General features: G+C 69.0%; 25 protein-coding genes. 10 read left to right on the forward strand and 15 right to left on the reverse strand.

Annotated features, from left to right (window positions below; translation table 11 throughout):
- Positions 1–22: 22 nt before the first annotated feature.
- The 5 genes from O3I_RS38790 to O3I_RS38810 all read left to right on the forward strand — a co-directional run bounded on the left by O3I_RS38790 (position 23) and on the right by O3I_RS38810 (position 4,717).
- Complete coding sequence (locus O3I_RS38790) at positions 23–916, forward strand: 1,4-dihydroxy-2-naphthoyl-CoA synthase (RefSeq protein WP_014988526.1); 894 nt, start codon at positions 23–25, stop codon at positions 914–916.
- Between the two features lies 1 nt (position 917).
- The gene (locus O3I_RS38795) at positions 918–1,310 is read left to right on the forward strand and encodes a VOC family protein (RefSeq protein ID WP_014988527.1); all 393 of its coding nucleotides are present in this window, start codon (positions 918–920) and stop codon (positions 1,308–1,310) included.
- 385 nt (positions 1,311–1,695) lie between these two features.
- Positions 1,696–2,829 carry an o-succinylbenzoate--CoA ligase gene (gene menE, locus O3I_RS38800; RefSeq protein ID WP_014988528.1) on the forward strand — a complete coding sequence of 378 codons (1,134 nt, stop codon included), beginning with the start codon at positions 1,696–1,698 and terminating at the stop codon, positions 2,827–2,829.
- Between the two features lie 71 nt (positions 2,830–2,900).
- A complete protein-coding gene (locus O3I_RS38805) occupies positions 2,901–3,884 on the forward strand; it encodes a daunorubicin resistance protein DrrA family ABC transporter ATP-binding protein (protein ID WP_041563149.1) in 984 nt (327 codons plus the stop codon).
- The gene (locus O3I_RS38810; RefSeq protein WP_014988530.1) at positions 3,881–4,717 is read left to right on the forward strand and encodes an ABC transporter permease; all 837 of its coding nucleotides are present in this window, start codon (positions 3,881–3,883) and stop codon (positions 4,715–4,717) included. The genes O3I_RS38805 and O3I_RS38810 overlap by 4 nt, the downstream gene beginning before the upstream one ends.
- A 68-nt stretch (positions 4,718–4,785) precedes the next feature.
- On the opposite strand, the gene O3I_RS38815 is transcribed toward O3I_RS38810, so the two are convergent.
- Positions 4,786–8,127, reverse strand: coding sequence for an AfsR/SARP family transcriptional regulator (locus O3I_RS38815; protein ID WP_014988531.1), 3,342 nt, complete (start codon positions 8,125–8,127; stop codon positions 4,786–4,788).
- Between the two features lie 86 nt (positions 8,128–8,213).
- Between O3I_RS38815 and O3I_RS38820 the strand changes: the two genes are divergently transcribed.
- The gene (locus O3I_RS38820) at positions 8,214–8,681 is read left to right on the forward strand and encodes an SRPBCC family protein (RefSeq protein WP_014988532.1); all 468 of its coding nucleotides are present in this window, start codon (positions 8,214–8,216) and stop codon (positions 8,679–8,681) included.
- A 58-nt stretch (positions 8,682–8,739) separates the two neighbouring features.
- Positions 8,740–9,609 carry a 1,4-dihydroxy-2-naphthoate polyprenyltransferase gene (locus tag O3I_RS38825; RefSeq protein WP_014988533.1) on the forward strand — a complete coding sequence of 290 codons (870 nt, stop codon included), beginning with the start codon at positions 8,740–8,742 and terminating at the stop codon, positions 9,607–9,609.
- 59 nt (positions 9,610–9,668) lie between these two features.
- Here the strand turns inward: O3I_RS38825 and O3I_RS38830 are convergent, their stop codons facing one another.
- The 5 genes from O3I_RS38830 to O3I_RS38850 form a co-directional block, all read right to left on the reverse strand.
- Positions 9,669–10,052 carry a phage holin family protein gene (locus O3I_RS38830; RefSeq protein WP_014988534.1) on the reverse strand — a complete coding sequence of 128 codons (384 nt, stop codon included), beginning with the start codon at positions 10,050–10,052 and terminating at the stop codon, positions 9,669–9,671.
- A 142-nt stretch (positions 10,053–10,194) separates the two neighbouring features.
- Positions 10,195–10,770: a Clp protease N-terminal domain-containing protein gene (locus tag O3I_RS38835; protein WP_014988535.1), complete on the reverse strand. Its 576-nt coding sequence runs from the start codon at positions 10,768–10,770 to the stop codon at positions 10,195–10,197.
- Positions 10,770–10,991 (reverse strand): hypothetical protein, encoded by a 222-nt coding sequence (locus O3I_RS38840; protein WP_014988536.1) that lies wholly within the window; start codon positions 10,989–10,991, stop codon positions 10,770–10,772. Before O3I_RS38840 ends, O3I_RS38835 begins: the two co-directional genes overlap by 1 nt.
- 154 nt (positions 10,992–11,145) lie before the next feature.
- Positions 11,146–12,231: a PLP-dependent cysteine synthase family protein gene (locus O3I_RS38845; RefSeq protein WP_041563150.1), complete on the reverse strand. Its 1,086-nt coding sequence runs from the start codon at positions 12,229–12,231 to the stop codon at positions 11,146–11,148.
- Complete coding sequence (locus O3I_RS38850; RefSeq protein WP_014988538.1) at positions 12,228–12,575, reverse strand: DUF4229 domain-containing protein; 348 nt, start codon at positions 12,573–12,575, stop codon at positions 12,228–12,230. The genes O3I_RS38845 and O3I_RS38850 overlap by 4 nt, the downstream gene beginning before the upstream one ends.
- A 183-nt stretch (positions 12,576–12,758) precedes the next feature.
- Here O3I_RS38850 and O3I_RS38855 point away from each other — a divergent pair, with 183 nt between their 5' ends.
- Together O3I_RS38855 and O3I_RS38860 are read left to right on the forward strand one after the other, a co-directional pair.
- Positions 12,759–12,968: a BldC family transcriptional regulator gene (locus O3I_RS38855; RefSeq protein WP_014988539.1), complete on the forward strand. Its 210-nt coding sequence runs from the start codon at positions 12,759–12,761 to the stop codon at positions 12,966–12,968.
- Between the two features lie 118 nt (positions 12,969–13,086).
- Positions 13,087–13,296 (forward strand): hypothetical protein, encoded by a 210-nt coding sequence (locus O3I_RS38860; protein ID WP_014988540.1) that lies wholly within the window; start codon positions 13,087–13,089, stop codon positions 13,294–13,296.
- Between the two features lie 35 nt (positions 13,297–13,331).
- Here O3I_RS38860 and O3I_RS38865 read toward each other — a convergent pair whose 3' ends face one another.
- A complete protein-coding gene (locus O3I_RS38865) occupies positions 13,332–13,592 on the reverse strand; it encodes a hypothetical protein (protein ID WP_148282718.1) in 261 nt (86 codons plus the stop codon).
- A 100-nt stretch (positions 13,593–13,692) separates the two neighbouring features.
- Here O3I_RS38865 and O3I_RS45855 point away from each other — a divergent pair, with 100 nt between their 5' ends.
- Complete coding sequence (locus O3I_RS45855; protein ID WP_014988542.1) at positions 13,693–13,869, forward strand: hypothetical protein; 177 nt, start codon at positions 13,693–13,695, stop codon at positions 13,867–13,869.
- A 5-nt stretch (positions 13,870–13,874) separates the two neighbouring features.
- Here the strand turns inward: O3I_RS45855 and O3I_RS38870 are convergent, their stop codons facing one another.
- From O3I_RS38870 to O3I_RS38905, 8 genes are all read right to left on the reverse strand, one after another.
- On the reverse strand, positions 13,875–14,204 hold the full coding sequence (locus O3I_RS38870; RefSeq protein ID WP_014988543.1) for a hypothetical protein: 330 nt from the start codon (positions 14,202–14,204) through the stop codon (positions 13,875–13,877).
- A gap of 61 nt (positions 14,205–14,265) precedes the next feature.
- The gene (locus tag O3I_RS38875) at positions 14,266–15,081 is read right to left on the reverse strand and encodes an LLM class flavin-dependent oxidoreductase (RefSeq protein WP_041563151.1); all 816 of its coding nucleotides are present in this window, start codon (positions 15,079–15,081) and stop codon (positions 14,266–14,268) included.
- Between the two features lie 304 nt (positions 15,082–15,385).
- Positions 15,386–16,354 (reverse strand): c-type cytochrome biogenesis protein CcsB, encoded by a 969-nt coding sequence (ccsB, locus tag O3I_RS38880; protein WP_014988545.1) that lies wholly within the window; start codon positions 16,352–16,354, stop codon positions 15,386–15,388.
- Positions 16,355–16,356: 2 nt separating this feature from the next.
- Entirely contained in the window at positions 16,357–18,039 is a 1,683-nt protein-coding gene (gene resB, locus O3I_RS38885; protein WP_081594245.1) for a cytochrome c biogenesis protein ResB, read from the reverse strand.
- A complete protein-coding gene (locus tag O3I_RS38890; RefSeq protein WP_014988547.1) occupies positions 18,036–18,869 on the reverse strand; it encodes a cytochrome c biogenesis CcdA family protein in 834 nt (277 codons plus the stop codon). The genes resB and O3I_RS38890 overlap by 4 nt, the downstream gene beginning before the upstream one ends.
- A 28-nt stretch (positions 18,870–18,897) precedes the next feature.
- Positions 18,898–19,149, reverse strand: coding sequence for a hypothetical protein (locus tag O3I_RS38895; RefSeq protein WP_014988548.1), 252 nt, complete (start codon positions 19,147–19,149; stop codon positions 18,898–18,900).
- The gene (locus O3I_RS38900; protein ID WP_014988549.1) at positions 19,146–19,787 is read right to left on the reverse strand and encodes a TlpA disulfide reductase family protein; all 642 of its coding nucleotides are present in this window, start codon (positions 19,785–19,787) and stop codon (positions 19,146–19,148) included. The genes O3I_RS38895 and O3I_RS38900 overlap by 4 nt, the downstream gene beginning before the upstream one ends.
- Entirely contained in the window at positions 19,784–20,443 is a 660-nt protein-coding gene (locus tag O3I_RS38905; protein WP_051067090.1) for a histidine phosphatase family protein, read from the reverse strand. Before O3I_RS38905 ends, O3I_RS38900 begins: the two co-directional genes overlap by 4 nt.
- Positions 20,444–20,802: the final 359 nt, after the last annotated feature.

Consider the following 20,802-nt stretch of genomic DNA (forward strand, 5'->3'; position numbering starts at 1 on the left):
CCCGAGGGCAATAATCACTGGCGTGACGTTCAATCCGAAGTTGTGGCGGCCCGTCCCCGGGTTCGAGAATCTGACCGACATCACCTATCACCGGCACGTCGAGCAGGGCACCGTCCGGGTCGCCTTCGACCGTCCGGAGGTGCGCAACGCGTTCCGCCCGCACACGGTCGACGAACTCTATCGGGCGCTCGATCACGCGCGGATGACCCCGGATGTCGGCGCCGTGCTGCTCACCGGCAACGGGCCGAGCCCCAAGGACGGCGGCTGGGCGTTCTGCTCCGGCGGCGATCAGCGCATCCGCGGCCGCAACGGTTACCAGTACGCCAGCGGTGACACCGCGGACACCGTCGACCAGGCGCGGGCGGGCCGGTTGCACATCCTCGAGGTGCAGCGGCTGATCCGGTTCATGCCGAAAGTTGTGATCGCCCTGGTGAACGGCTGGGCCGCGGGCGGCGGGCACAGCCTGCACGTGGTCTGTGACCTCACCCTGGCCAGCCGCGAGCACGCCCGGTTCAAGCAGACCGACGCCGATGTCGGCAGCTTCGACGGTGGCTACGGCAGCGCCTACCTCGCGAAGATGGTCGGCCAGAAGTTCGCCAGGGAGATCTTCTTCCTCGGCCGCCCGTACACCGCCGAGGAGATGCACCAGATGGGTGCGGTGAACAAGGTGGTCGACCACGCCGAACTGGAAGACGTCGCGCTGGAGTGGACCGCCGACATCAACGGCAAATCCCCGCAGGCGCAACGCATGCTGAAGTACGCGTTCAACCTGCTCGACGACGGGCTGGTGGGCCAGCAGCTGTTCGCGGGCGAAGCGACCCGGATGGCGTACATGACCGACGAGGCCGTCGAGGGCCGCGACTCGTTCCTGGAGAAGCGCAAGCCCGACTGGACCCCCTACCCCTGGTACTTCTGACATGGAGATCCTGAACAGCAGAATCCTGCTGCGCCCCGCCGACTACGACACCACGCTCACGTTCTACCGCGACGGACTCGGTCTCGCGATCTCACGGGAGTATCCGGGCGGCACGGTCTTCTTCGCGGGCCAGTCGCTGGTCGAGGTGGCCGCGCACGGCGGCTCGGGCGAGGCCTCGCGGTTCGAAGGGGCGCTCTGGTTGCAGGTGCGCGACGTGTCGGACGCGGCGGCGGAACTCGCGCTCAAGGGCATCCCGATCGACAAGGCCCCCGCCGAACAGCCCTGGGGGTTGATCGAAATGTGGCTGCGCGACCCGGACGGGGTGCCGATCGTGCTCGTCGAGGTGCCGGCCGAACATCCGATCCGCCGGGATGCCCGCTGGTCAGCGGACTGAACACCGGTCCGCTTTGTTCCAAATGGGCACATCGAGTTGCCAAGGAGTGCCTCGGCGAGGACGATAGCGCTCGGATGGCCCCCGACCGCCGTTGTTTGGCCCGGCCGCCGTGTGAACCCGTCCGACGAGTGAATCGCAGTCCGCATGCCTGGCGAACCTGAGCCCCATTTCTTGGGGGCGGCCGAACACGTCTCGCGCCGCCCCGGCAAACCGACCACCCGTTCCGCGTTCGGCGACGCGGTCATGACACGATCCCTACCGTGAGCGAGCGCAGTGAGCGGGCCGAGGGCACAGCGCCTCTGGGCACGAGGGGGTCGAGCATCGAGGTGCCGGGGGCCGTCGAGGCAGGTGAGGTGGGGTCGTGAGGACGCTCCGGACTTTGCCGATGCCCACCGGTTCCGGTGCGGGTGACGTCCTGCCGCACCTGCGAGAAGCGTTGGAGGGCAACGGGCCCGCGTGGCTGCCGATCCCGACCAGCGACCGCAGAGAAGCCCGGCGGCTGAGCGACGCGCTCTCGCCCGGCGAGACGATCGATGACGAGGTCGCCCTCGTGGTGACCACCTCCGGCACCACCGGCGTGCCGAAGGGCGCGATGCTCAGCGCCGCCGCGCTGCGGGCCAGCGGCACCGCCACCCACGATCGGCTCGGCGGACCGGGTAGCTGGCTGCTGGCGCTGCCGACCCATCACATCGCGGGCATCCAGGTGCTGTTGCGCAGCATCCTGGCGGGCACCCAGCCCACCATCCTCGACGTGTCCGGCGGCTTCCTGCCGGAGGCGCTGGCCGGTGCGGTGTCGAGCATGCGTGGCGAGCGCCGCTATACCGCGCTGGTGCCGACCCAGCTGATCAAGGCCCTGGACGCCCCCGGCGCCGCGGCGGCGCTGGCCGAGCTCGACGGAGTCCTGGTCGGCGGCGCCGCCACCCCGCTACCCGTCTACGAGCGCGCGAAAGCGGCGGGCATCAACGTCGTGCGCACCTACGGCATGAGCGAGACGTGCGGCGGCTGCGTGTACGACGGCGTGCCGCTGGACGGCACCGAGGTGCGCATCGAGGACGGCCGGGTCGTGCTCGGCGGCACGATGATCGCGTCGGGCTACCGCGGCCAGCCCGATCACCCGGCGTTCGACGAACCGGGCTGGTTCCGCACCGAGGACGCGGGCGTCTTCGACGACGGCAGGCTGCGGATCACCGGCCGGCTCGACGAGGCGATCATGACCGGCGGTCTGCTGGTGATCCCGCAGGTGGTCGAGGCCGTGCTGATGACCCATCCCGCGGTCCGGGAATGCGTCGTGCTCGGCCTGCCGGACGAGCGGCTCGGCCAGCGAGTCGCCGTGGTTGTGGTGCCCGCGGCCGGCGCGGTGCCGACGCTGGACGAGCTGCGCGAGCACGTGGTGGCCGAACTGGATGCCATCGCGGCCCCGCGCGAACTCGGCATCATCGACGAGATCCCGTTACGCGGCCCCGGCAAGCCGGACCGCAACACGCTGCGCAAGCAGTTGCTCGCCGACTCCGCGCACTAGCCGGGCCCCGCAAGCGGTCGCGCCATCGCGACGCAAGGGCGGTGCAAGAGGCGGGCCGCAGAGTCATCCCCATGACTTCTTTCACACCCACTTCAGCACTCGCCGTGGAGGCGGACGGGCTGGTCAAGGTGTTCGGGGAACAGCGTGCCGTCGACGGCGTGAGCCTGGCGGTGCCGCAGGGCTCGGTGTACGGCGTGCTCGGACCGAACGGCGCGGGCAAGACCACGACCATCAAGATGCTCGCCACTCTGCTTCGCCTGGACGGCGGCAGCGCCCGCATCTTCGGCCACGACGTGGTCGCCGAACCGACGGCCGTCCGGTCGCTGGTCGGCGTCACCGGGCAGTACGCCTCGGTCGACGAGGATCTGTCCGCCACCGAGAACCTGATCCTGTTCTCCCGCCTGCTCGGCCTGAGCCGCGCCGCGGCCCGGCGCAAGTCGGTCGAGCTGCTCGAGGAGTTCGATCTCGTGGCGGCGGCGACCAAACCGCTCAAGAACTTCTCCGGCGGCATGCGCCGGCGCCTGGATCTGGCGGCCAGCCTGATCGCGACCCCGCCGCTGCTGTTCCTCGACGAGCCGACCACCGGCCTGGACCCGCGCACCCGCGCCCAGATGTGGGACACCATCCGCAGGCTGGTCCGCGAGGGCGCCACGGTGCTGCTCACCACGCAGTACCTGGACGAGGCCGACCAGCTGGCCGACCGGATCGCGGTGATCGATCACGGCAAGGTGATCGCCGACGGCACCGCCGACGAACTGAAGGCCTCGGTCGGTGGTTCCTCATTGCACTTGACGCTGGCCGATCGAAGCCAGCTCGACGAGGCTCGCCGGGTGGTCGGTGACTTCCTCGGCGCCGAGGCCACGATCACGCCCGAGGCGGGCCGGCTCACCGCACCGCTGCGCGACGCCGGCGTAACCGCCGATCTGCTGATCCGCCTGCGCGAGTGGGAGATCGGGATCGACGAGATCACGGTCAGCAAGCCGAGCCTCGACGAGGTCTTCCTCACCATCACCGGCCGTCCGGCCGACGACGACGACGAAAGGAGCGCGGCATGACGACGCTCACCGCCCCCTCCCCCGCGCGCCATGCGGCGCCGCTGCGAATCCCCGAGGTCAGCAACCACATCGGGCTGCGCCAAGCGGTATCGACCTCGCTGACCATGGCCTACCGCGGTCTGCTGAAGATCAAGCACAACCCGGAACAACTGTTCGACGTGACGGTGCAGCCGATTCTGTTCACCGCGCTGTTCGCCTTCATCTTCGGCGGGGCGATCGGCGGGAACGTGCACGACTACCTGCCCGTGCTGATCCCCGGCATCTTGGTCCAGACGGTGATTTTGACCTCGGTCGTCACCGGCACCCAGCTGCGCGAGGATATGGACAAGGGCGTCTTCGACCGGTTCAAATCCCTGCCGATCGCGCGCATTTCGGCGCTGGCCGGCGCGCTGATCGCCGATATGGTGCGCTACACCATCGCCACGGTGCTCACCGTGATCGTCGGCCTCTGCCTCGGTTACCGTCCCGGCGGCGGTTTCGTCGGCGTCCTGGTCGCCGCGCTGGTGATCATCGTCTGCTCGTTCGCGGTCAGCTGGATCTGGGCGCTGGTCGGCGTCACCGGTAAGAGTGCCGCAGGCGTGCAAGGCATCTCGATGATGGTGATGTTCCCGCTGACCTTCATGTCCGGCGCGTTCGCGATGGTGAGCACCATGCCGGGCTGGCTGCAGGGACTCAACCACGCCAACCCGATCTACTACATGGTGAACACCTGCCGGGAGCTGATGAACGGCAACCAGTACACCGGCAACCTGGCCTGGTCGCTGCTCGGCTCGGCGCTGGTGATCGCCATCTTCGCGCCGCTCGCGGTCAAGGCGTACATGCGCCGGGCGTGAGCACGGAACCCGATGCGGGACAACGCAACGCCGGACGGCCGCGGGCCGGTCGGCGTTGCGTTGTCGGATCAGGGTGCTTTGGCCAGCTCACGCAAGATGGCCATGATGCGATCGGCCGAATCCCGGCGTCGCAGGCGGCTCAGCGCCGCCCTTGCCGCATCGAGCTGGTGCCCGCCGAGCCGCGCCCGCGCCAGCTCGGCGTGGGTGGCCCAGCACATCGACGGAAAGTCCTGGCGGCAGAACACGTTGGGCGCCAACGCGAGCAGGTCGGTGCCGCGCGCCGGATCCTGCTCGGTGGCGATCAGATAGGAGCCGACAGCGCAGGCGATGCCGCCGATCTGCGGCAGATCGGCGTACTGGGTCAGCATCGGCAACGTCTGCTCGATCAGCTGATCGACGAACTCGCCCGCGGTATCGAGCGCACCGTGCAGTACCCACGCGTCCAGGGCGGCCGCGCCGAGCATCAGCGAACCAGGGCCGGGACTGACGTCGGTGGACGGCCAGCCGTACAGTTCGAGCGCCCGGTCATACCGCTGCAGGCCCTCCGCGACATCACCGCGGCTGAGCGATACCTCGGCCGCGCCCTGCATCACCGTGGCGAGCAGCCGGTTCGGGCCCGCCAGTCCGCTGTCGACGTCGGCGGCACGCAGGGCGAGCTCCAACTCCTGTTCGGCGCCTGCCTGCTCGCCCGCGCCGAGCAACGCCGCCACCAGCATGCTGCGGGTCTCGATGGTGTCCTCGTAGGCGCCGAGGCGCACCAGCATCTCGAGCGAACGGCGGTAGTACGGCACGGCTTTCGCGTACTCGGCGATCTGCCCGTACACCTGGCCGAGGTGCCGGCACACCATCGCGGTGCTCCAGACGTTGTCGTGGCCGAAGATCTCGAGCGCGCGCACCGCGTCCAGCGTCGAACCGCGCACGTCGCCGAGGTTCTCCCGCATGTTCGCGCGCAGCAGCAGCGCGCTGGCCTTGGTCTCGGCATCCGGGGAGCGCACGGCGTGCGCGATCAGGCGGGCCAGGCCACGGCCATCGGCTCTGGTCAGCACGATGCCCGCGACGAAACTGTTGCTCGGGGTGAGTTCGGCTCCGCTGCGCAGCATTCGGCGCACCCGCAAGCGCAGGGCGGCCAGGTCCCGCGCGCTGCCGTTGCTGTAGGCGAGGTGCAGGAACATGGTCTGATAGCTGGTCAGCACCAGATCGGGCGGCGGCGCCTGCGGACCGCTCGCGTCGGGCTGCAGTCGAGCGATCCGCCATGCCCAGCCGACCACCTCCGCGTGCGAACCGCGCAGCATCCACAGCGCGGAGACGATCGGGAAGACGATGTAGGCGGTGTACGCGTCCTCCCGGTCGAGCGCGGCGCGCAGCGCGTCGAGCAGATTGTCCAGCTCGGCCGCCACCGACAACGCGAGCCACACCTGGTCGCCGGTGCGATACCGGTCCGCGACGTCGAGGGCATACGTCCTGGCCCACAACAGCATTCGATCGGTCACCAGTTCGGCCTCGCCGGGCCAGGCGGCCAGCTGCTCCGCGCCGTACTCGCGCACCGTCTCCAGCATGCGGTAGCGGGTGCCGAGCATCTCGTCGTCGAGCACCGTCAGCAGCGACTGGTTCACCAGGCCGTCGACCGCCGCGGCGGCATCGTCGACGTCAGGTCCGGCGGCGACCAACTCGGCCGCCGCGAGCGTGAAACCCGCCGGGAATCGGCACAATCGGCGCAGGGCCGCCTGCTGCGGCGCGTCGAGCAGATTCCAGCTCCAGTCGATCACCGCGTGCAGCGTGCGATGTCGTTCCGGCGAACTCCGATCCCCGTGCCGCAGCAGGGCGAACCGATCGGCCAGCCGCAGGGTGATCTCCTCGACGCTCAGCACCCGTACCCGCGCGGCCGCCAGCTCGATGGCCAGCGGCAGGCCGTCCAGCGTGTGGCACAGCTGTGCGACGACATCGGGATCGAGCCGGACCCCGGGCCGCACCGCCCTGGCCCGCGCCGCGAACAACTCGGTCGCGGGCGACCCGGTGGGGTCGATGGCCAAGGGCGGCAACGGATACACCGTCTCGGCCGTGATCATCAGCGGCGCCCGGCTCGTGGTCAGAACGGTCAGCCGATCCGCCACCCCGATCAGGTCGGCGACCACCACGGCGACGGCCTCGATCACATGCTCACAGTTGTCGAGGATCAGCAGCATGGGCCGGGCGGCCACGGCCTCGCGCAGCCGCTGGCGGGCATCGATGCGCGGCCGCAACGTCGTGGTGTTGTACCCGACATCGCTCAGCCCGAGCGTCGCGCTGATCGCGGCCTCGATCTCGACCCTGGCGTCGGCGCCCTCCGCGCGGACCGAGGCCAGCTCCACCAGCACCACCCGGTTGGCCGCCGCGGCGCGGGCTCCGACCTCGTTGGCGATCCGGGTCTTGCCCGCGCCACCTGGCCCGAGCACCGTGATCACCCGGGACATGTGCAGCAGCGCGGCCAGCGCGCTCAGCTCCTCCGCCCGGCCGAGCAGTGCGTTGGGCGCGGCACGCAGGCCGATCGCCGCGGGCAAGGCGAATTCCGGCACATCGATATCACGGGCTACCGCGTCGACCGGCGGTCGGGCCGCGGCGATACCGTTGTGCCCCAGCGCTTCCCCGCGCAAAATCGCGGTGTTCAGCTCGACCAAGGCCGGTCCGGGATCCGCGCCGAGTTGGTCGACCAGCCGAGTCCGGAACACGGCGAACGACTCCAGCGCCTCGTTCTGGTGACCGGTGAACGCGAGCAATCGCATCAGCGTGAGCTGCGCCGATTCGTCCAGCGGTGCGGCGCCCGCCCGATACCGCGCGAGCCGCAGCGCGCCCTCGAGATCGCCCGCGGATTCACGCGCCGCGAGTTCCAGCACGGTCAATTCGTCGAGCCGGGTCGTCGCCGCGGCGCAGAGTGCGTCGGCGACCTCGCCCGGCGGCAGATCACCGCCCGGTTCGCCCCGCCACAGCGCGCGGGCCTCGGCGATCAACGCCAAACAGGCCGCGTGATCGCCGGCGGTGCGGCGTTCGCGGGCCCGGCGCAACAGCTCGGCGCTGCGGGTCAGGTCCACCTCGTCGGCGCGCAGCGTGAGCCGGTAGCCGGCCGGGCCGATCTCCAGCGCGCCGTCCGGCAGCGCGGCCCGCAGTCGCGACACCTGGGTGTGCAGCGCGTTCATCGGGGCGCGCGGCGGTTGCTCGCCCCACACGTCATCGATGAGGGCTTGCGCGCTGCGGCTACGACCCGGCCGCAACGCCAGGGCCGCGAGCAGCAAACGCGATCGGGCGCCGGGCAGCGCGGTCAGCGCGCCGTCGCGGCGCAGCGCGATCTCGCCCAGCAGGCCCACCACGACCGGTTCGCCTGCGGGCGCCCGCAACACTTGACCGCGACCACCCGGGCCGCTCTGATCCGACAACATCCCGCGGTCATCGTATGCGAGCAGGACTGACCGAGCCGACATGGTTTTTCCCTCGTTTTCGATGGCCGGTCCCCTACGCTGTGCGCATGGCTGAGTTCGAAGTGGTCCGGCAGGCCGTCATCTCGGCCGAGCCGTCGCGTATTCACGGGCTGATCGACGACCTGCGGGAATGGACCAAGTGGTCTCCGTGGGAGGACATCGATCCGCAGTTGCAGCGCACCTACACGGGCGCGGAATCCGGCGTCGGCGCCAAATACGCCTGGACCGGCAACCGCAAGGCCGGTGCGGGTCGCATGGAGATCGTCGCGAGCGCCGAGCGCGAAATCGCGATCCGCCTGGACTTCGAGAAGCCGTGGCAGGCCACCAACCAGGTGCTGTTCGAGCTGAACCCGACCGAATCCGGCGCCACCGAGGTGGTCTGGCGGATGAGCGGGCAGCAGCAGGGCTTGATGAAGGTGCTCTCGAAGATCCTGCCGACCGACAAGTTCGTCGGCAAGGATTTCGAGAAGGGGCTCGCCCGGCTGAAGGCGGTCGCCGAGGGCAACGGGCAGTAGGCGGCGAGCGGCGCGCCTGCGCACGGCCACTGCGCGACCGCGACACTATGCTGCGGGAATGGCTACTGCAGCGCAATGGATCGAGGGCGCGCGTCCACGCACCCTGCCGAACGCAATCGCCCCGGTGCTGGCGGGCACCGGCGCCGCCGCCTCGCTCGACGGCGCGGTGTGGTGGAAAGCCGTTCTCGCGCTGCTGGTCTCGCTGGCCCTGATCATCGGCGTCAACTTCGCCAACGACTACTCCGACGGTATCCGCGGCACCGACGACGTGCGGGTCGGCCCGGTCCGGCTGGTCGGCCAGAAACTGGCCTCCGCCGCGGCGGTGCGCAATGCCGCGGTGCTGAGCCTGGGCATCGCCGCGGTGCTCGGGCTGATCCTGGCCGCGACCACGGCCTGGTGGTTGCTGCTGATCGGCGCGGCCTGCCTGGCCGGCGCCTGGTTCTACACCGGCGGCAGCAAGCCCTACGGGTACAGCGGATTCGGCGAGATCGCGGTGTTCGTGTTCTTCGGCCTGGTCGGCGTGCTCGGCACCGAGTTCGTGCAGGCGGAGCGGATCGACTGGGCGGGTGTGGTGCTCGCGGTCTCGGTCGGCGCGTTCTCCAGCGCGGTGCTCGTCGCGAACAATCTGCGCGATATCCCGACCGACTCGCAATCCGGGAAGGTCACGCTCGCAGTCAAACTCGGCGATCCCCGGACCAGGACGCTGCAGCTCGCCCTGCTGGCCGTGCCGTTCGCCGGCACCCTGGCGCTGGTGGCTCGCACGCCGTTCGCGCTGGTCGGCCTGCTCGCCATCCCACTCGCGGTACGCGCCAACGCCCCGGTTCGCTCCGGCAAAGGCGGACTGGAACTCATTCCGGCGCTGCGGGATTCCGGCCTGGCGATGCTCGCCTGGTCGATCGTGACGGCGCTGGCACTCGGTTTCGCCTGATACCGCAGACCGCTCGCGGACGCGGATCAGGTCCGCGGCCGCGAGGCGCCCCGCCGGGCTCAGTCGTTGTCGGGAACCAGGATGCCGAGCACCCAGTTCACCAGCGAGACGATGATGCCGCCGATCACCGCCGCCCAGAACCCGTCGACCCGCAGGCCGTAGTCGGTGGTCTCGGTGATCTTCGCGGTCAGCCACAGCATGAGCGCGTTGATCACCAGCAGGAACAGGCCCAGCGTGACGATCACCAGCGGCAGCGACAGCAGCTTCACGATCGGCTTGACCAGTGCGTTCACCACCGTGAAGACCAGGGCGACGGCGATCAGGACGATGATCTTGCCGCCGTTGCCGTTCTCGGCCGGACTGACGATATCGATCTTGTCGACCCAGGCGGCGGCCAGCCAGATCGCCACCGCGTTGATGATCAACCGAATCAGAAGCTGCATGCGCCCATGCTAAGACCGCAGGGTGGACATGTGTCGACTCGAAACGCGAATTCCGGCCTGGTGGCTGGTCGGCGCGGGCGGGCGGAGCAGCCACGCGGCGATCGGTGACCGCGTCCCCGTTCGGCCTACACCTGTCCACCCGCTAGGCGGCGCGATCGAGCAGCGTGTGCACCTTGGACCGCAGCTCGTCGATCGGGCCGGAGCCGCCGAGCAGCCGCTCGGTGGTCGGGTTGGGGGCGCGCAGGATGCCGAGCAGCACATGTCCTGATTCGATGGACTTGTCCTTGCGGGCCAGCGCTTCCCGTAGCGAGAGTTCGAGCACCTTCTTCGCGTCCTTGGTGAACGGGATGTGCCCGAAGTTCCGGCCGCGGCCGAACGGGCCGCGGCGTTCCTCCGGGACCGCGCGTTCCAGCGCGTCGGAGCCGAAGTTCGCCTCCAGCGATTCCCGGACGGCGTCGAGGTCGATGCCGATCGAGCGCAGCGCCTCGGCGTCGTCCGCGCCCAGCGGCGCGCTCTTGCCGTTGTCGGCCAGCGCCTGCCGGACGCCGGCGTGGGTGAGACCGGACGCGGCCAGCACGCCGCGCAGGTCCGCTTCGCACTGCGACAGCAGCCCTAGCAGTACGTGTTCCACCTGGATGGTGGGCGAACGCAATTCCCGCGCGTCTTCCTGGGCGATGACGATGGCCATCCGTGCCGATCTGCTGAACCGTTCGAACATCAGCGGTTCCTGCCTTTCCGATTGTGCTTCTGATGGACTGCCTGCTTGCTGACCTCGAGCGCCTCCGCGATCGCCTGCCAGGACCAGCCCTGTTCGCGGGCGTTGGTCACCTGGATCGCTTCCAGCCGTTCGAGCAGCCGTCGCAGCGCGAGCACCGCGCGCAACCCGACCTTGGGGTCGGGGCTGCCCGCGGCGGCCGCCAGAGTGGTTGCTTCTGTCATGTCGTCAATTTTGATTGACGACACCGGGTGGTGTCAACAAAAATTGACGATGGTTCGCCGACAGCGGAACGGCCACCCGGGCGACCGGAACGACAAAGGCCACCCGTGCGCGGCCGCGGTGTCCGCGCGCAGGTGGCCTCGTAGGGTCGGGCGCTCAGCCCGCCCAGTTGCCGGTGGCGGTGAACTTGTCCAGAATCGCGGTCGGCTCGGCCAGGCTCAAGCCCTGCGATTCGACCCACGCGTCATCGAAATACGTTCCGGCATAACGATCTCCGCCGTCACACAGCAGGGTGACCACACTGCCGCCACGGCCCGCGGCCAGCATCTCGGCGATGATCGCGAACACGCCCCACAGATTGGTGCCGGTCGAGCCGCCGACGCGCCGGCCGAGCACCCGGCTGGCGTAGCGGGCGGCCGCGATCGAACCCGCGTCCGGCACCTCGATCATCCGGTCCACCACCTCACCGACGAACGACGGCTCCACCCGCGGCCGGCCGATTCCTTCGATGCGCGAAGACATTCCGGTCTCATAGCCGGCGTCACCGGTCTCGTAGCCGCCATAGAACGCGGAGTTCTCCGGGTCGACGACCGCCAATCTCGTTGCGTGCCTGCGGTATCGGATGTAGCGCCCGATGGTCGCGCTGGTGCCGCCGGTGCCCGCGCCGACCACCACCCAGTCCGGCACCGGATGCGACTCCAAAGCCATTTGCTGGAAAATGGATTCGGCGATGTTGTTGTTGCCCCGCCAGTCGGTGGCGCGCTCGGCGTGGGTGAACTGATCCATGTAGTGGCCACCGCATTCGGCGGCCAGCCGGGCCGCCTCGGTGTACATGTCCGGCGGGCGTTGCACGAAATGGCAACGGCCGCCTTGTGCTTCGATCAAGGCGATCTTCTGCGGCGAGGTACTCGCCGGCATCACCGCGACGAAATCCAGGCCGAGCAGTTTCGCGAAATACGCCTCGCTCACCGCGGTCGAACCCGACGAGGCCTCCACCACCGTGGTGCCCTCGTGCACCCAGCCGTTGCAGATCGCGTACAGGAACAGCGAGCGCGCCAGCCGGTGCTTGAGACTGCCGGTGATGTGCGTGGATTCGTCCTTCAGGTACAGCTGCACGTTCCACTCCGCGGGCAGCGGATAGCGGAGCAGGTGCGTGTCGGCGCTGCGCTGCGCGTCGGCGTCGATCAACCGGACCGCGTTGTCGACCCAGTCGCGCGGCGTGCTGCGATCGCAGGCCTTCACGGGGCGCCGTCCTCAGGCGCCTCGCCGCGCAACCGAGCCCGCAGTTGGGCCTTGTCGTGGCGGCGACGCTCGTCCACCACGGCGATGTCCTCGTTCACCCGCACGCGCAACCGCTTGAACAGCATCAGCGAGAGCGGCATAGCGATGATCAGCGCGAACAGCGCGGCGACGACCAGCGGGATGTCCACCGACACCAGCTGGGCCACCAGCACGATCAGCACCGTGATCACCACGACCAGCGCCAGCCGGGCCAGCGTGTACAGGCCGAGGTTGCGGGCGAGCCGACGACCCGCGCCAGCGGTTTGCTGTCCTGGAGCACCATCCGGTGGAGTTGCGTCACTCACGTCGCTCAGCCTATGCGAAGCTGTTGCCCGCCCTCGGGCCGCGCCTCGCGCCGAGGTCGAACGCGTATCCGTTTTGTCTATTACTTCCCCTTTACCAACAGTAGGTGGTTCGAGTACCTAGGGGTTTCAGTGCAACGATGTCGCCATCTGATGAGGGAACTGTCGAGAACGGAGAGGTTTGCTATGAGTGCGATCACCGTCGGCGGCCAGGACACCCTGCTGACGCCAGGGCAGGTTGCTGCCATGTTCCACGTCGATCCGAAGACGGTCACGCGCTGGGCGCATGCCGGTCGACTCGGGTCGTTGCGCACACCGGGCGGGCATCGCCGGTTCCGTGAATCAGAAGTGATGCAGCTGCTCAAGTCGCTCACCACCGAGGCGACCTCGCGCTGACTCGGGCTGCGCGGGCCCATCGTGCCGGGGCCCGCGCCCACCCGTGGCAGGCGATTTCACGTCTGCGGTGTGCGGGAGCTACGCGCGGGACTACCCTCGTAAACAGGAGGTGAGCGACGTGACGTACCTGTTGGCACTCATCGCGGTCGTGGCAGTCGCGGTGTTGTGCTGGAAAGCGTTCGGCCCGGAGAAGTCCGCCGGGTCGACCCCGAGCGCTCCCGCGCGTTCACCGCGTAAACGCATCATGGGCCCGGACGACGATCCGGAATTCCTCTGGCGGCTCTCCCGCCAGCATCGCGACGGCGATTCCGGCGGCAACGAACGCTGAGCGTTCGCGCCGAATACCCGTCGCGCCTGAACAACTCACCCGTCGATGACGTCCAGCCCCGGCAGCCCCTCGCTGTCGCGGAGCTGGTTCGCGAGCATCGTCAGATACTGTTGAGCCTCCACCGACAGCCCTGCCGCGGTCCGTGCCAGCCTGCGCAGCGCCGTGTCGTTCAATTGACTGACCAGATTCCCGTCCGCATTCACAACCGCCGCCGGGAGATAGGTGAAGTATTCGGATTCCAAGAGTCCGTCCCATCGAGCCGTCGAGCGCCGGATCAGCGCCTCGCATGTAGACAAGACACGGCCTCTTCCCGAACGGCACGCCGCTTAGACCGTGATGTGCGCCACGTCCTTTCGTCAAGGGGTGTGGTCGCGCTTCGGCGGGTAAGCCCGGCGCATGGGCGATCATCCGCAGCGGACGCCGTTCTACGGCATGGTGATGATGCTCGCGGCCATGATCAGCGGGTTGTGGGTGGCCGACCTCCCGTGGGTCGCGCTACGGGTCGCCGCGTATCTCGCGTTGCTCGTGGTCGCGTTGGCGGGGTTCCTGATGACCTTTCGCGACTACTCGTGAATTTTCTATGCCCGGTAAAGAGTGACTGTACGAACAGGGCCGGTGTATGTGAGGGAGCCGTCAGTTCGGAGGCGGACGACCGACCTGCCTTCGACCGCCGCGCAGTCCGCGCCGCCGACCGGACGAGCCGCCGGCGTCAGCTCGGTTTCGTCGACGGTGATGACGCGATCGATGGTTTCGCACCGGTTGCCGGAAATGCGCTCGGTCTGCGTGACGAGAACCAGTTCCTCGGAATTCTTGCCCGGTTTGATGGTCACCTCGAGATCGAACACCCGCTGCCCGTCCTCGGCTGCACCCCGCCAGTTGCCCAGGAACGCTTGCGGAATGTTCCACACCGCGGAGACAGGTGTGGTGTCGCGCGAGCGGGTGGAAGCGTACTCGGCAGGTGCCGCCGCCTCACAGAGCGGCGTGGAGTTCGGCGGCGAATTCGTAGTCTCGCTGCCAATCCGGGCCGGTGGGGGCGAGGATGACGCGGTCGACGCCAGCCGCGGCGTGAGCGGCGAGGTGGCCGGTGGCAGCGGCGAGGTCGGCGGGTAGATCCGGGGCCACGACAGTGACTTTCGGTGCTGGTTTGCCGAATTCTTCGGCGAGTGCGGCCAACTCGGATATTTCCCGGGGTAGATCGGCGACATCGGGGCGCAGCGTGATCCAGCCGTCCGCGAATTCCGCCGCCCGGCGGCGTGCACGAGACCCGTTGCCTGCCACCAGAATCGGTGGGACGACCGAACCGGGCGACAGCGTTGCTTCGACGCCGTTGATCGCCGCGGGCTCGCCGGCGATCAACGCGGGCAGCACCCGCAGCGCCTCGTCCGTGCGCCGCCCACGATCGGCGAACTCGAAACCGGCAGCGCGCCAACCGATATCACCATGCGCCGGATTCCCGGTCCCCACGCCCAGCAACAGCCGGTCGCCCGAAACGAACTGCAAACTACTGACCTGCTTCGCCGCCCACGCCGTCGGCCGCAACGCCAGCAGCATCACGTTGTACCCCACCTTGATCCGCTCCGTCACCGCCGCCGCAGTCGCCAACACCACCGTGCTGTCCAACATCGGCGCACTCGCCACCAAATGATCCGTAGACCAGACAGATTCGAGCCCGAGCCCCTCCGCCAGCCGAGCACTCCCCCGCACATCCCCCAAAATCGGCTGCCCCGGATCCGGCGTAGAAGTCGGCAAAATAACACCAATCGCAAGCGCCACAGCTCTTCCCATCCACTAGCGAGCGCCACCCAACGCCCTTGTTTCCGTTACCAGAAACAACCTATGCCCCACCCCCGAGCGCCCCAATGCCCAAGACCCTCAACCCCATATCCCAAACGCTCACCCGCCCCATCTGCCCGCCCACACCGTAGGGCCACCCCACAGGCATCACAGACTGCCTACACCGAACCCCGGTGCGCCACACGGCAAGTCAGGGCCGTCGCTGTTGGTCCACTGCGTACTTACTGCGTACGAATGCCGACGAGCCAGGGACCTCCGATGCGGAAGACGGGTCGGACGTGCGGTTAGACGCCGATTAGTTCAGCCCGGCGTAGCTGTGCAGGCCGCTGATCACCATGTTGATGATGAAGAGGTTGAAGAGCATGGCTATGAAGGCGGCTACGTTGATCCAGGCGGCTTTGGTGTCGCGCCAGCCGGAGGTGGCGCGGGCGTGCAGGTAGGCGGCGTAGAGGACCCAGGCGATGAAGGAGCAAGTTTCCTTGGGGTCCCAGCCCCAGAAGCGGCCCCAGGCGGCTTCGGCCCAGATGGCGCCGAGGATGACGCCGGCACCGAAGAGGGGGAAGCCGATGATGGTGGTTTTGTAGGCGAGCCGGTCCAGGGTGCGGGCGTCGGGGAGGCGACGGGCGATGGCGCCGAGGAAGCCGGTGGACTCGGCGCCGTCGGGCTGCCGCAGGCGGAACAGGAACAGCAGGCTGGCGACGCCGGCGAACAGGAAGACACCGCTGCCGATGCTGACGATGGTGACGTGCACGGGCAGCCAGAACGATTTCAGCGCGGGCACCACCGGGGCGGCGTCGGCGTAGAGGACGGTGCCGGCGAGGAACAGCAGGATCAGCACCGGGACGAGCAGGAACACCCACATCGCCCGATACCGCGGCTCGCGCAGGAACAGCACACCCACGACGATGGCGGCGGCCGTCGCCATGGTGACGAACTCGTACATGTTGCCGAGCGGGAAACGGTGGGTGGCGAAGCCGCGCAACACGATCGAGGCGATATGCAAGACGATCGCGACGACGAGCACGGAGAACGCCGTGTTGCCGAGCCGCTCGGACAGCGTCTTCGCGGGCGGGGCGGTGATCCGGCCGGGTGCGGTGGGATCGACGGCGGGACCACCGACGGCCACGAGTTCGCGCTCGGCGACCTGACGGCTGCGCGCGGTGGCGTACTGCCAGATGAGCAGCACGAGCACCAGCGCGTAGACCACGATCGCGGTCTTGAACGAGAAATCGCTGTAGCGCGCGATGGTCTCGTTGATCGGCATCTCTAGTCTCCCGTGGTCTTCGCGTCGGACGGACCGTCCAGCAGGCGCGCACGCAGCTGATCGAACTCGCCGCCCCAGCCCGCTTGATCGGTCCGAGCCAGCCCGCCCATCTCTACTACAGTGCGTCGTTTGTCCAAGGTACCGGCTGCGCTCTCGGCCGGGTAGACCCGGACCCAGATCCGCCGCCGCTTCACCAGCAGCGAGACCAGCAGGCCGAGCATCATGATCACCGCGCTCACCAGCACCCACTGCTGCGCCGGATCGTGCGACACCTGCAGGTTCGCGAACTCCTGCGCCCCGTCGAAGGTCACCTTGGTGCCGTTGGGCAGGCTGGTCGACTCGCCGGGACGCAGGTTCACCCTGGCTTCTTTGGTCAACCGGCCCTGTTTGACCTGTTCGGTGTCGAGCGCGAACAGCGACTGCGGCTTGCCGGTGTCCAGGCCGGTGTCGCCGCGGTAGATGTCGACCGCGACGGCCGGATCGTTCATCGCGGGGAACGACGAGGTCATCAGGCTGCCGTGGAACAGCGCGGTCGGCGCGAACAGCCCTTCGATGGCGATCTGGTTCTTGCGGCGTTCCTCGTCGGTGGCGTACATGCCGCCCGGCGGGTCGATCCGCAGCACCCCGCTGGACAGGAAGGTCATCACGTCGTCCGGACGCCACTGGATCGATTCGGTGCGGGTCTGCCCGTTCGGGAAGGTGACGGTGAATTTCGGCGCGTAGCCGTGGCCCTGCAGGTAGATCCGGTCGCCCGCGACCCGCAGCGGATGGTTCACCTGGATGCGGGTGGACCGCCAGGTGTTGGTCTGCAGATCACCCTCGGCCTGGTATTCGATGTTCGAGGTGAACATCTCCGCCTGGCCGTTGGCCAGGTAGTCGGCCTTGAAGTCCTTGACCCGCACGCAGATCGGCGTCATGCCGGTGCCGTCGTTGACGTTGCCCGCTTTGAACGAGTCGAACACGGCGGGCGAGGTGGTGCAGAAACCGGGGCCGTCGTTCGCGACGACGATGACGTTGCCCTCGTAGCCGAACAACTTGCCGACCGCGATGGCGACGAGCAGTCCGACCAGCGCGAGGTGGAAGACCAGGTTACCGAGCTCGCGGGTGTAGCCCTTCTCCGCGGAGAGCGTGATCTCGCCGTCCTTGGCGCCGGGCCGGACCTCGGTGCGCCAACCGCGCAATCCGGCGCGCACCTGCGCGACCACCTCGTCGGGCGTCTGCTCGGCGGTGCCGGAGTAGTGGTGCGGCAGCCGGGTCAGATTGCGCGGCGCGCGCACCGGCGGGGTGCGCAGCGCGCGGTAGTGGTCGAAGCAGCGCGGCAGGATGCAGCCGACCAGCGAAATGAACAGCAGCACATAGATGGCCGTGAACCAGAAGCTGCCGAACACGTCGAACAACTCGAACCGGTCCATCCACGGTCCGAGCGTCGGCCGGTCGGCGATGTACTGGGCGACCTTCTGCTCGTTCAGGCTGCGCTGCGGCAGCAGGGCGCCGGGGATCGCGGCAAGCGCGAGCAGGAACAGCAGCACCAGCGCGGTGCGCATGCTGGTCAGGCCGCGCCAGGTGTTGCGCACGAACGCCAGCGCGCGCCCGGGCAGCGATTGCCGCGGCGGCCGCTGTCCGGTCGCCGGTTCGCCCGTCACTCGATCGCTTTCCGTCCTCGAATCAATGCTGTTCGTGCTCATATCGGCAGCGTCACCTCGGAGACGAAGGCGTCGCGCACCCAGCCGACGAACTGGTCCCAGATCCCGGTGACCAGGGCCGCGCCCACCGCGACCAGCAGCAGTCCGCCGACGACCTGGATGGTGCGCGAATTGCGCCGCAACCAGCCGACGCCGCGCAGCGCGCTGGCCGAACCGAAGGCGAGGATCACGAACGGCAGCCCGAGGCCGAGGCAGTAGGCGACGATCAGCGCCACCCCGCGCACCGCGGTGGTGCCGTCGGTACCCGCGGCGACCGCCATCACGCCGGACAGCGTGGGGCCCAGGCACGGCGTCCAGCCGAGCGCGAAGACGCCGCCGAGCAGCGGGGCGCCCGCGATGCTGGTGAGCCGGCGCGGTTGCATCCTGGTGTCGCGCTGCAGCGCGGGGACCAGGCCGATGAAGACCAGCCCCATCAGGATGGTGACCACACCGCCGATCCGTTGCAGCAGTTCACGATTGACGTTGAGTGTCTGGATGACGCCGAAAACCGTGGCGGTGGCGAGCACGAACACCACGGTGAAGCCCGCGACGAACAGCCCGGCCGCGCCCGCGACCCGCATCCGCCCGCTGCGCGCGGGCTTTTCGACCGCGACCGAACCGCCTTGCGCCCCTTGAGCTTGCGCGACCGTCGCGGGCGGCGCCTCGGCGCCGACCAGCCCGGCCAGGTAGGACAGGTACCCGGGCACCAGCGGCACGACGCACGGCGACGCGAACGACACCAGGCCGGCCAGCAGGCAGGCGCCGAGTGCCAGCAGCAACGGCCCGGTCGCCGCGGTCTGCTGGAACGAATCACCCACGGCGGCCAGCACCATCACCGCGCCACCGGGCTAGACGCGCGATTCACCCGTTTTCACCATCCGGTGTCTGCTCGACCGGCTCTTCGTCGCCGCGCACCACGATGCGCGGTTCACGCGGTCCCTCGGTCGCGCCGAACAGCACGCCGAAGTCGAGCAACGAGTCCGCGGCCACGCTGCGCGGCACGGTGGCGATGCCCTTCCACCGGTCGTCCACGGCCCAGGCGCCGCCGATGCGGCGAGCCCCCTGCCGGGGTCGACAGGCACGCAGGGTACGGGTGCGGCGATCGCGATTCACTGTGCTTCCTCCGAGGCGATTTTTTGAACGATCGGTTGCAGATCGTCGGCCAGCAACGAGCGCAGGAACACCGCGGCGACGCGGTGCTGACGATCCAAGACGAGGGTGGTGGGGATGACGCTGGTCGGGAAGTTCCCGCCGAGCGCGAGCAGCGTACGCATGGACGGGTCGTAGATGGACGGGTAGCCGACCTTGTTGTCGACCACGAAGTCCTGCGCCTTGTCCTGCTGCGGGTCCCGGACATTGATACCGAGGAAGGCAACGCCGCTGTCTTTCGTTGCCTCATAAACCTTTTCGAGCGCGGGGGCTTCGGCGCGGCAGGGTCCGCACCACTGTCCCCACAGGTTGAGCACCACGACCTTGCCCGCGAAATCGGCGACCGAGACGGTCTTGCCCGCAGTCATCAGGTCGGGCCCGGACAGCGGGCCGATGGTGCCGCGCGCGCTGGGCGGATCGTAGAAGATCTCGGTCTTGCCGCCCGGCGAGACGAATTCGAAGGTGCCGCCCGAGGCCACCGCGTCCGTACCGCCGGCGCAACCCGCGACCCCGGCGATCAAAGCCAGGCACGCGAGGAGGACGGGAACCACCCGCCGGACCGAGCGGGCAGGCGGGGTGGCGAACGCGGCGGACGAGATCATGCGCCGTGTACCGCGGGGTCCGAACCACCGGCGGGCTCGGAGTAGACGATATCGACGAGCGTGTCGCCCTGGTAGACCAGCGACGTCAGCGAGGCGAGCGAGCACTGCCGCACCCGCGGGTCGTGCCAGAGCCGCTGGCCCTGCAGGAAGCGGCGCAGCGTCCAGACCGGCAGCTGGTGCGAGACGAGCACGGCTTCGCGCCCGGCCGCCTCCACCCGCGCCTTGTTCACCGCGGCCAGCATCCGGTGCGCGATCTGCAGGTACGGCTCGCCCCAGGACGGGGTGAACGGGTCGCGCAGCTTCCACCAGTGCCGCGGTTTGCGCAGCGCGCCGTCACCGACCGAGACCCGCAGGCCCTCGAACGTGTTGCCCGCCTCGATCAGGTTCTCGTCCGTGCGCACGATCAGGTGGTGTTGCGCGGCAATGGGTTCCGCGGTCTCCTGCGCGCGCTGCAGCGGCGACGCGATGACCACCGCGATGTCGTGGTCGGCCAGCGTGCGCGCGACGGCGCCGGCCTGCGAGCGGCCCGCCACCGAGAGGCTGAAACCGGGCAGCCGGCCGTAGAGGATCCCGTTCGGGTTGTGCACCTCGCCGTGGCGCAGCACGTGCACGATCGTCTCGACCGGCTCGGTGCCGTGCTGGAAGGCGGCCGCCAAGGGCTTCTTGGCCTCGGAACTCGAAGCCGCACTGTCCTTTTCGTCGAGCCGAGGAGTCGGCTCCACGCCGCCGGACGCGGCGGCGGCGAACTGCGCGCCCGCGTCGATGACCGTCGAATCGGCTGCGTCGGAATCGGTGACCGGGGCGACCCCCAGCCCGGCGACGGAGCCGGCCTCGTCGGAGTCCGCGGCGTCCGACCCTGCCACGGCAGACGCGGCGGCGGCAGCGGTCACCGGCGCCGCGCCGAGCCCGGCGAGTTCCACCCCGGGGTCGCCACCCGCGACGTCGGCAACCGGCGTCTCGGCCGGGCCTGCGGCTTCGGTGGGCTGCTCTAGCTCGCGCTTGTCGGCGTCGGGCT

The organism is Nocardia brasiliensis ATCC 700358 (genome assembly GCF_000250675.2).
Lineage (GTDB): Bacteria > Actinomycetota > Actinomycetes > Mycobacteriales > Mycobacteriaceae > Nocardia > Nocardia brasiliensis_B.

Excerpts from the sequence above, each read along its gene's own strand:
- O3I_RS38795 (WP_014988527.1), top strand. The coding sequence starts at position 918 with ATGGAGATCCTGAACAGCAGAATCCTGCTGCGCCCCGCCGACTACGAC.
- menE (WP_014988528.1), top strand. The coding sequence starts at position 1,696 with ATGCCCACCGGTTCCGGTGCGGGTGACGTCCTGCCGCACCTGCGAGAA.
- O3I_RS38805 (WP_041563149.1), top strand. The coding sequence starts at position 2,901 with ATGACTTCTTTCACACCCACTTCAGCACTCGCCGTGGAGGCGGACGGG.
- O3I_RS38810 (WP_014988530.1), top strand. The coding sequence starts at position 3,881 with ATGACGACGCTCACCGCCCCCTCCCCCGCGCGCCATGCGGCGCCGCTG.
- O3I_RS38815 (WP_014988531.1), bottom strand. The coding sequence starts at position 8,127 with ATGTTGTCGGATCAGAGCGGCCCGGGTGGTCGCGGTCAAGTGTTGCGG.
- O3I_RS38820 (WP_014988532.1), top strand. The coding sequence starts at position 8,214 with ATGGCTGAGTTCGAAGTGGTCCGGCAGGCCGTCATCTCGGCCGAGCCG.
- O3I_RS38825 (WP_014988533.1), top strand. The coding sequence starts at position 8,740 with ATGGCTACTGCAGCGCAATGGATCGAGGGCGCGCGTCCACGCACCCTG.
- O3I_RS38830 (WP_014988534.1), bottom strand. The coding sequence starts at position 10,052 with ATGCAGCTTCTGATTCGGTTGATCATCAACGCGGTGGCGATCTGGCTG.
- O3I_RS38835 (WP_014988535.1), bottom strand. The coding sequence starts at position 10,770 with ATGTTCGAACGGTTCAGCAGATCGGCACGGATGGCCATCGTCATCGCC.
- O3I_RS38840 (WP_014988536.1), bottom strand. The coding sequence starts at position 10,991 with ATGACAGAAGCAACCACTCTGGCGGCCGCCGCGGGCAGCCCCGACCCC.
- O3I_RS38855 (WP_014988539.1), top strand. The coding sequence starts at position 12,759 with ATGAGTGCGATCACCGTCGGCGGCCAGGACACCCTGCTGACGCCAGGG.
- O3I_RS45855 (WP_014988542.1), top strand. The coding sequence starts at position 13,693 with ATGGGCGATCATCCGCAGCGGACGCCGTTCTACGGCATGGTGATGATG.
- O3I_RS38875 (WP_041563151.1), bottom strand. The coding sequence starts at position 15,081 with ATGGGAAGAGCTGTGGCGCTTGCGATTGGTGTTATTTTGCCGACTTCT.
- ccsB (WP_014988545.1), bottom strand. The coding sequence starts at position 16,354 with ATGCCGATCAACGAGACCATCGCGCGCTACAGCGATTTCTCGTTCAAG.
- resB (WP_081594245.1), bottom strand. The coding sequence starts at position 18,039 with ATGAGCACGAACAGCATTGATTCGAGGACGGAAAGCGATCGAGTGACG.
- O3I_RS38890 (WP_014988547.1), bottom strand. The coding sequence starts at position 18,869 with ATGGTGCTGGCCGCCGTGGGTGATTCGTTCCAGCAGACCGCGGCGACC.
- O3I_RS38900 (WP_014988549.1), bottom strand. The coding sequence starts at position 19,787 with ATGATCTCGTCCGCCGCGTTCGCCACCCCGCCTGCCCGCTCGGTCCGG.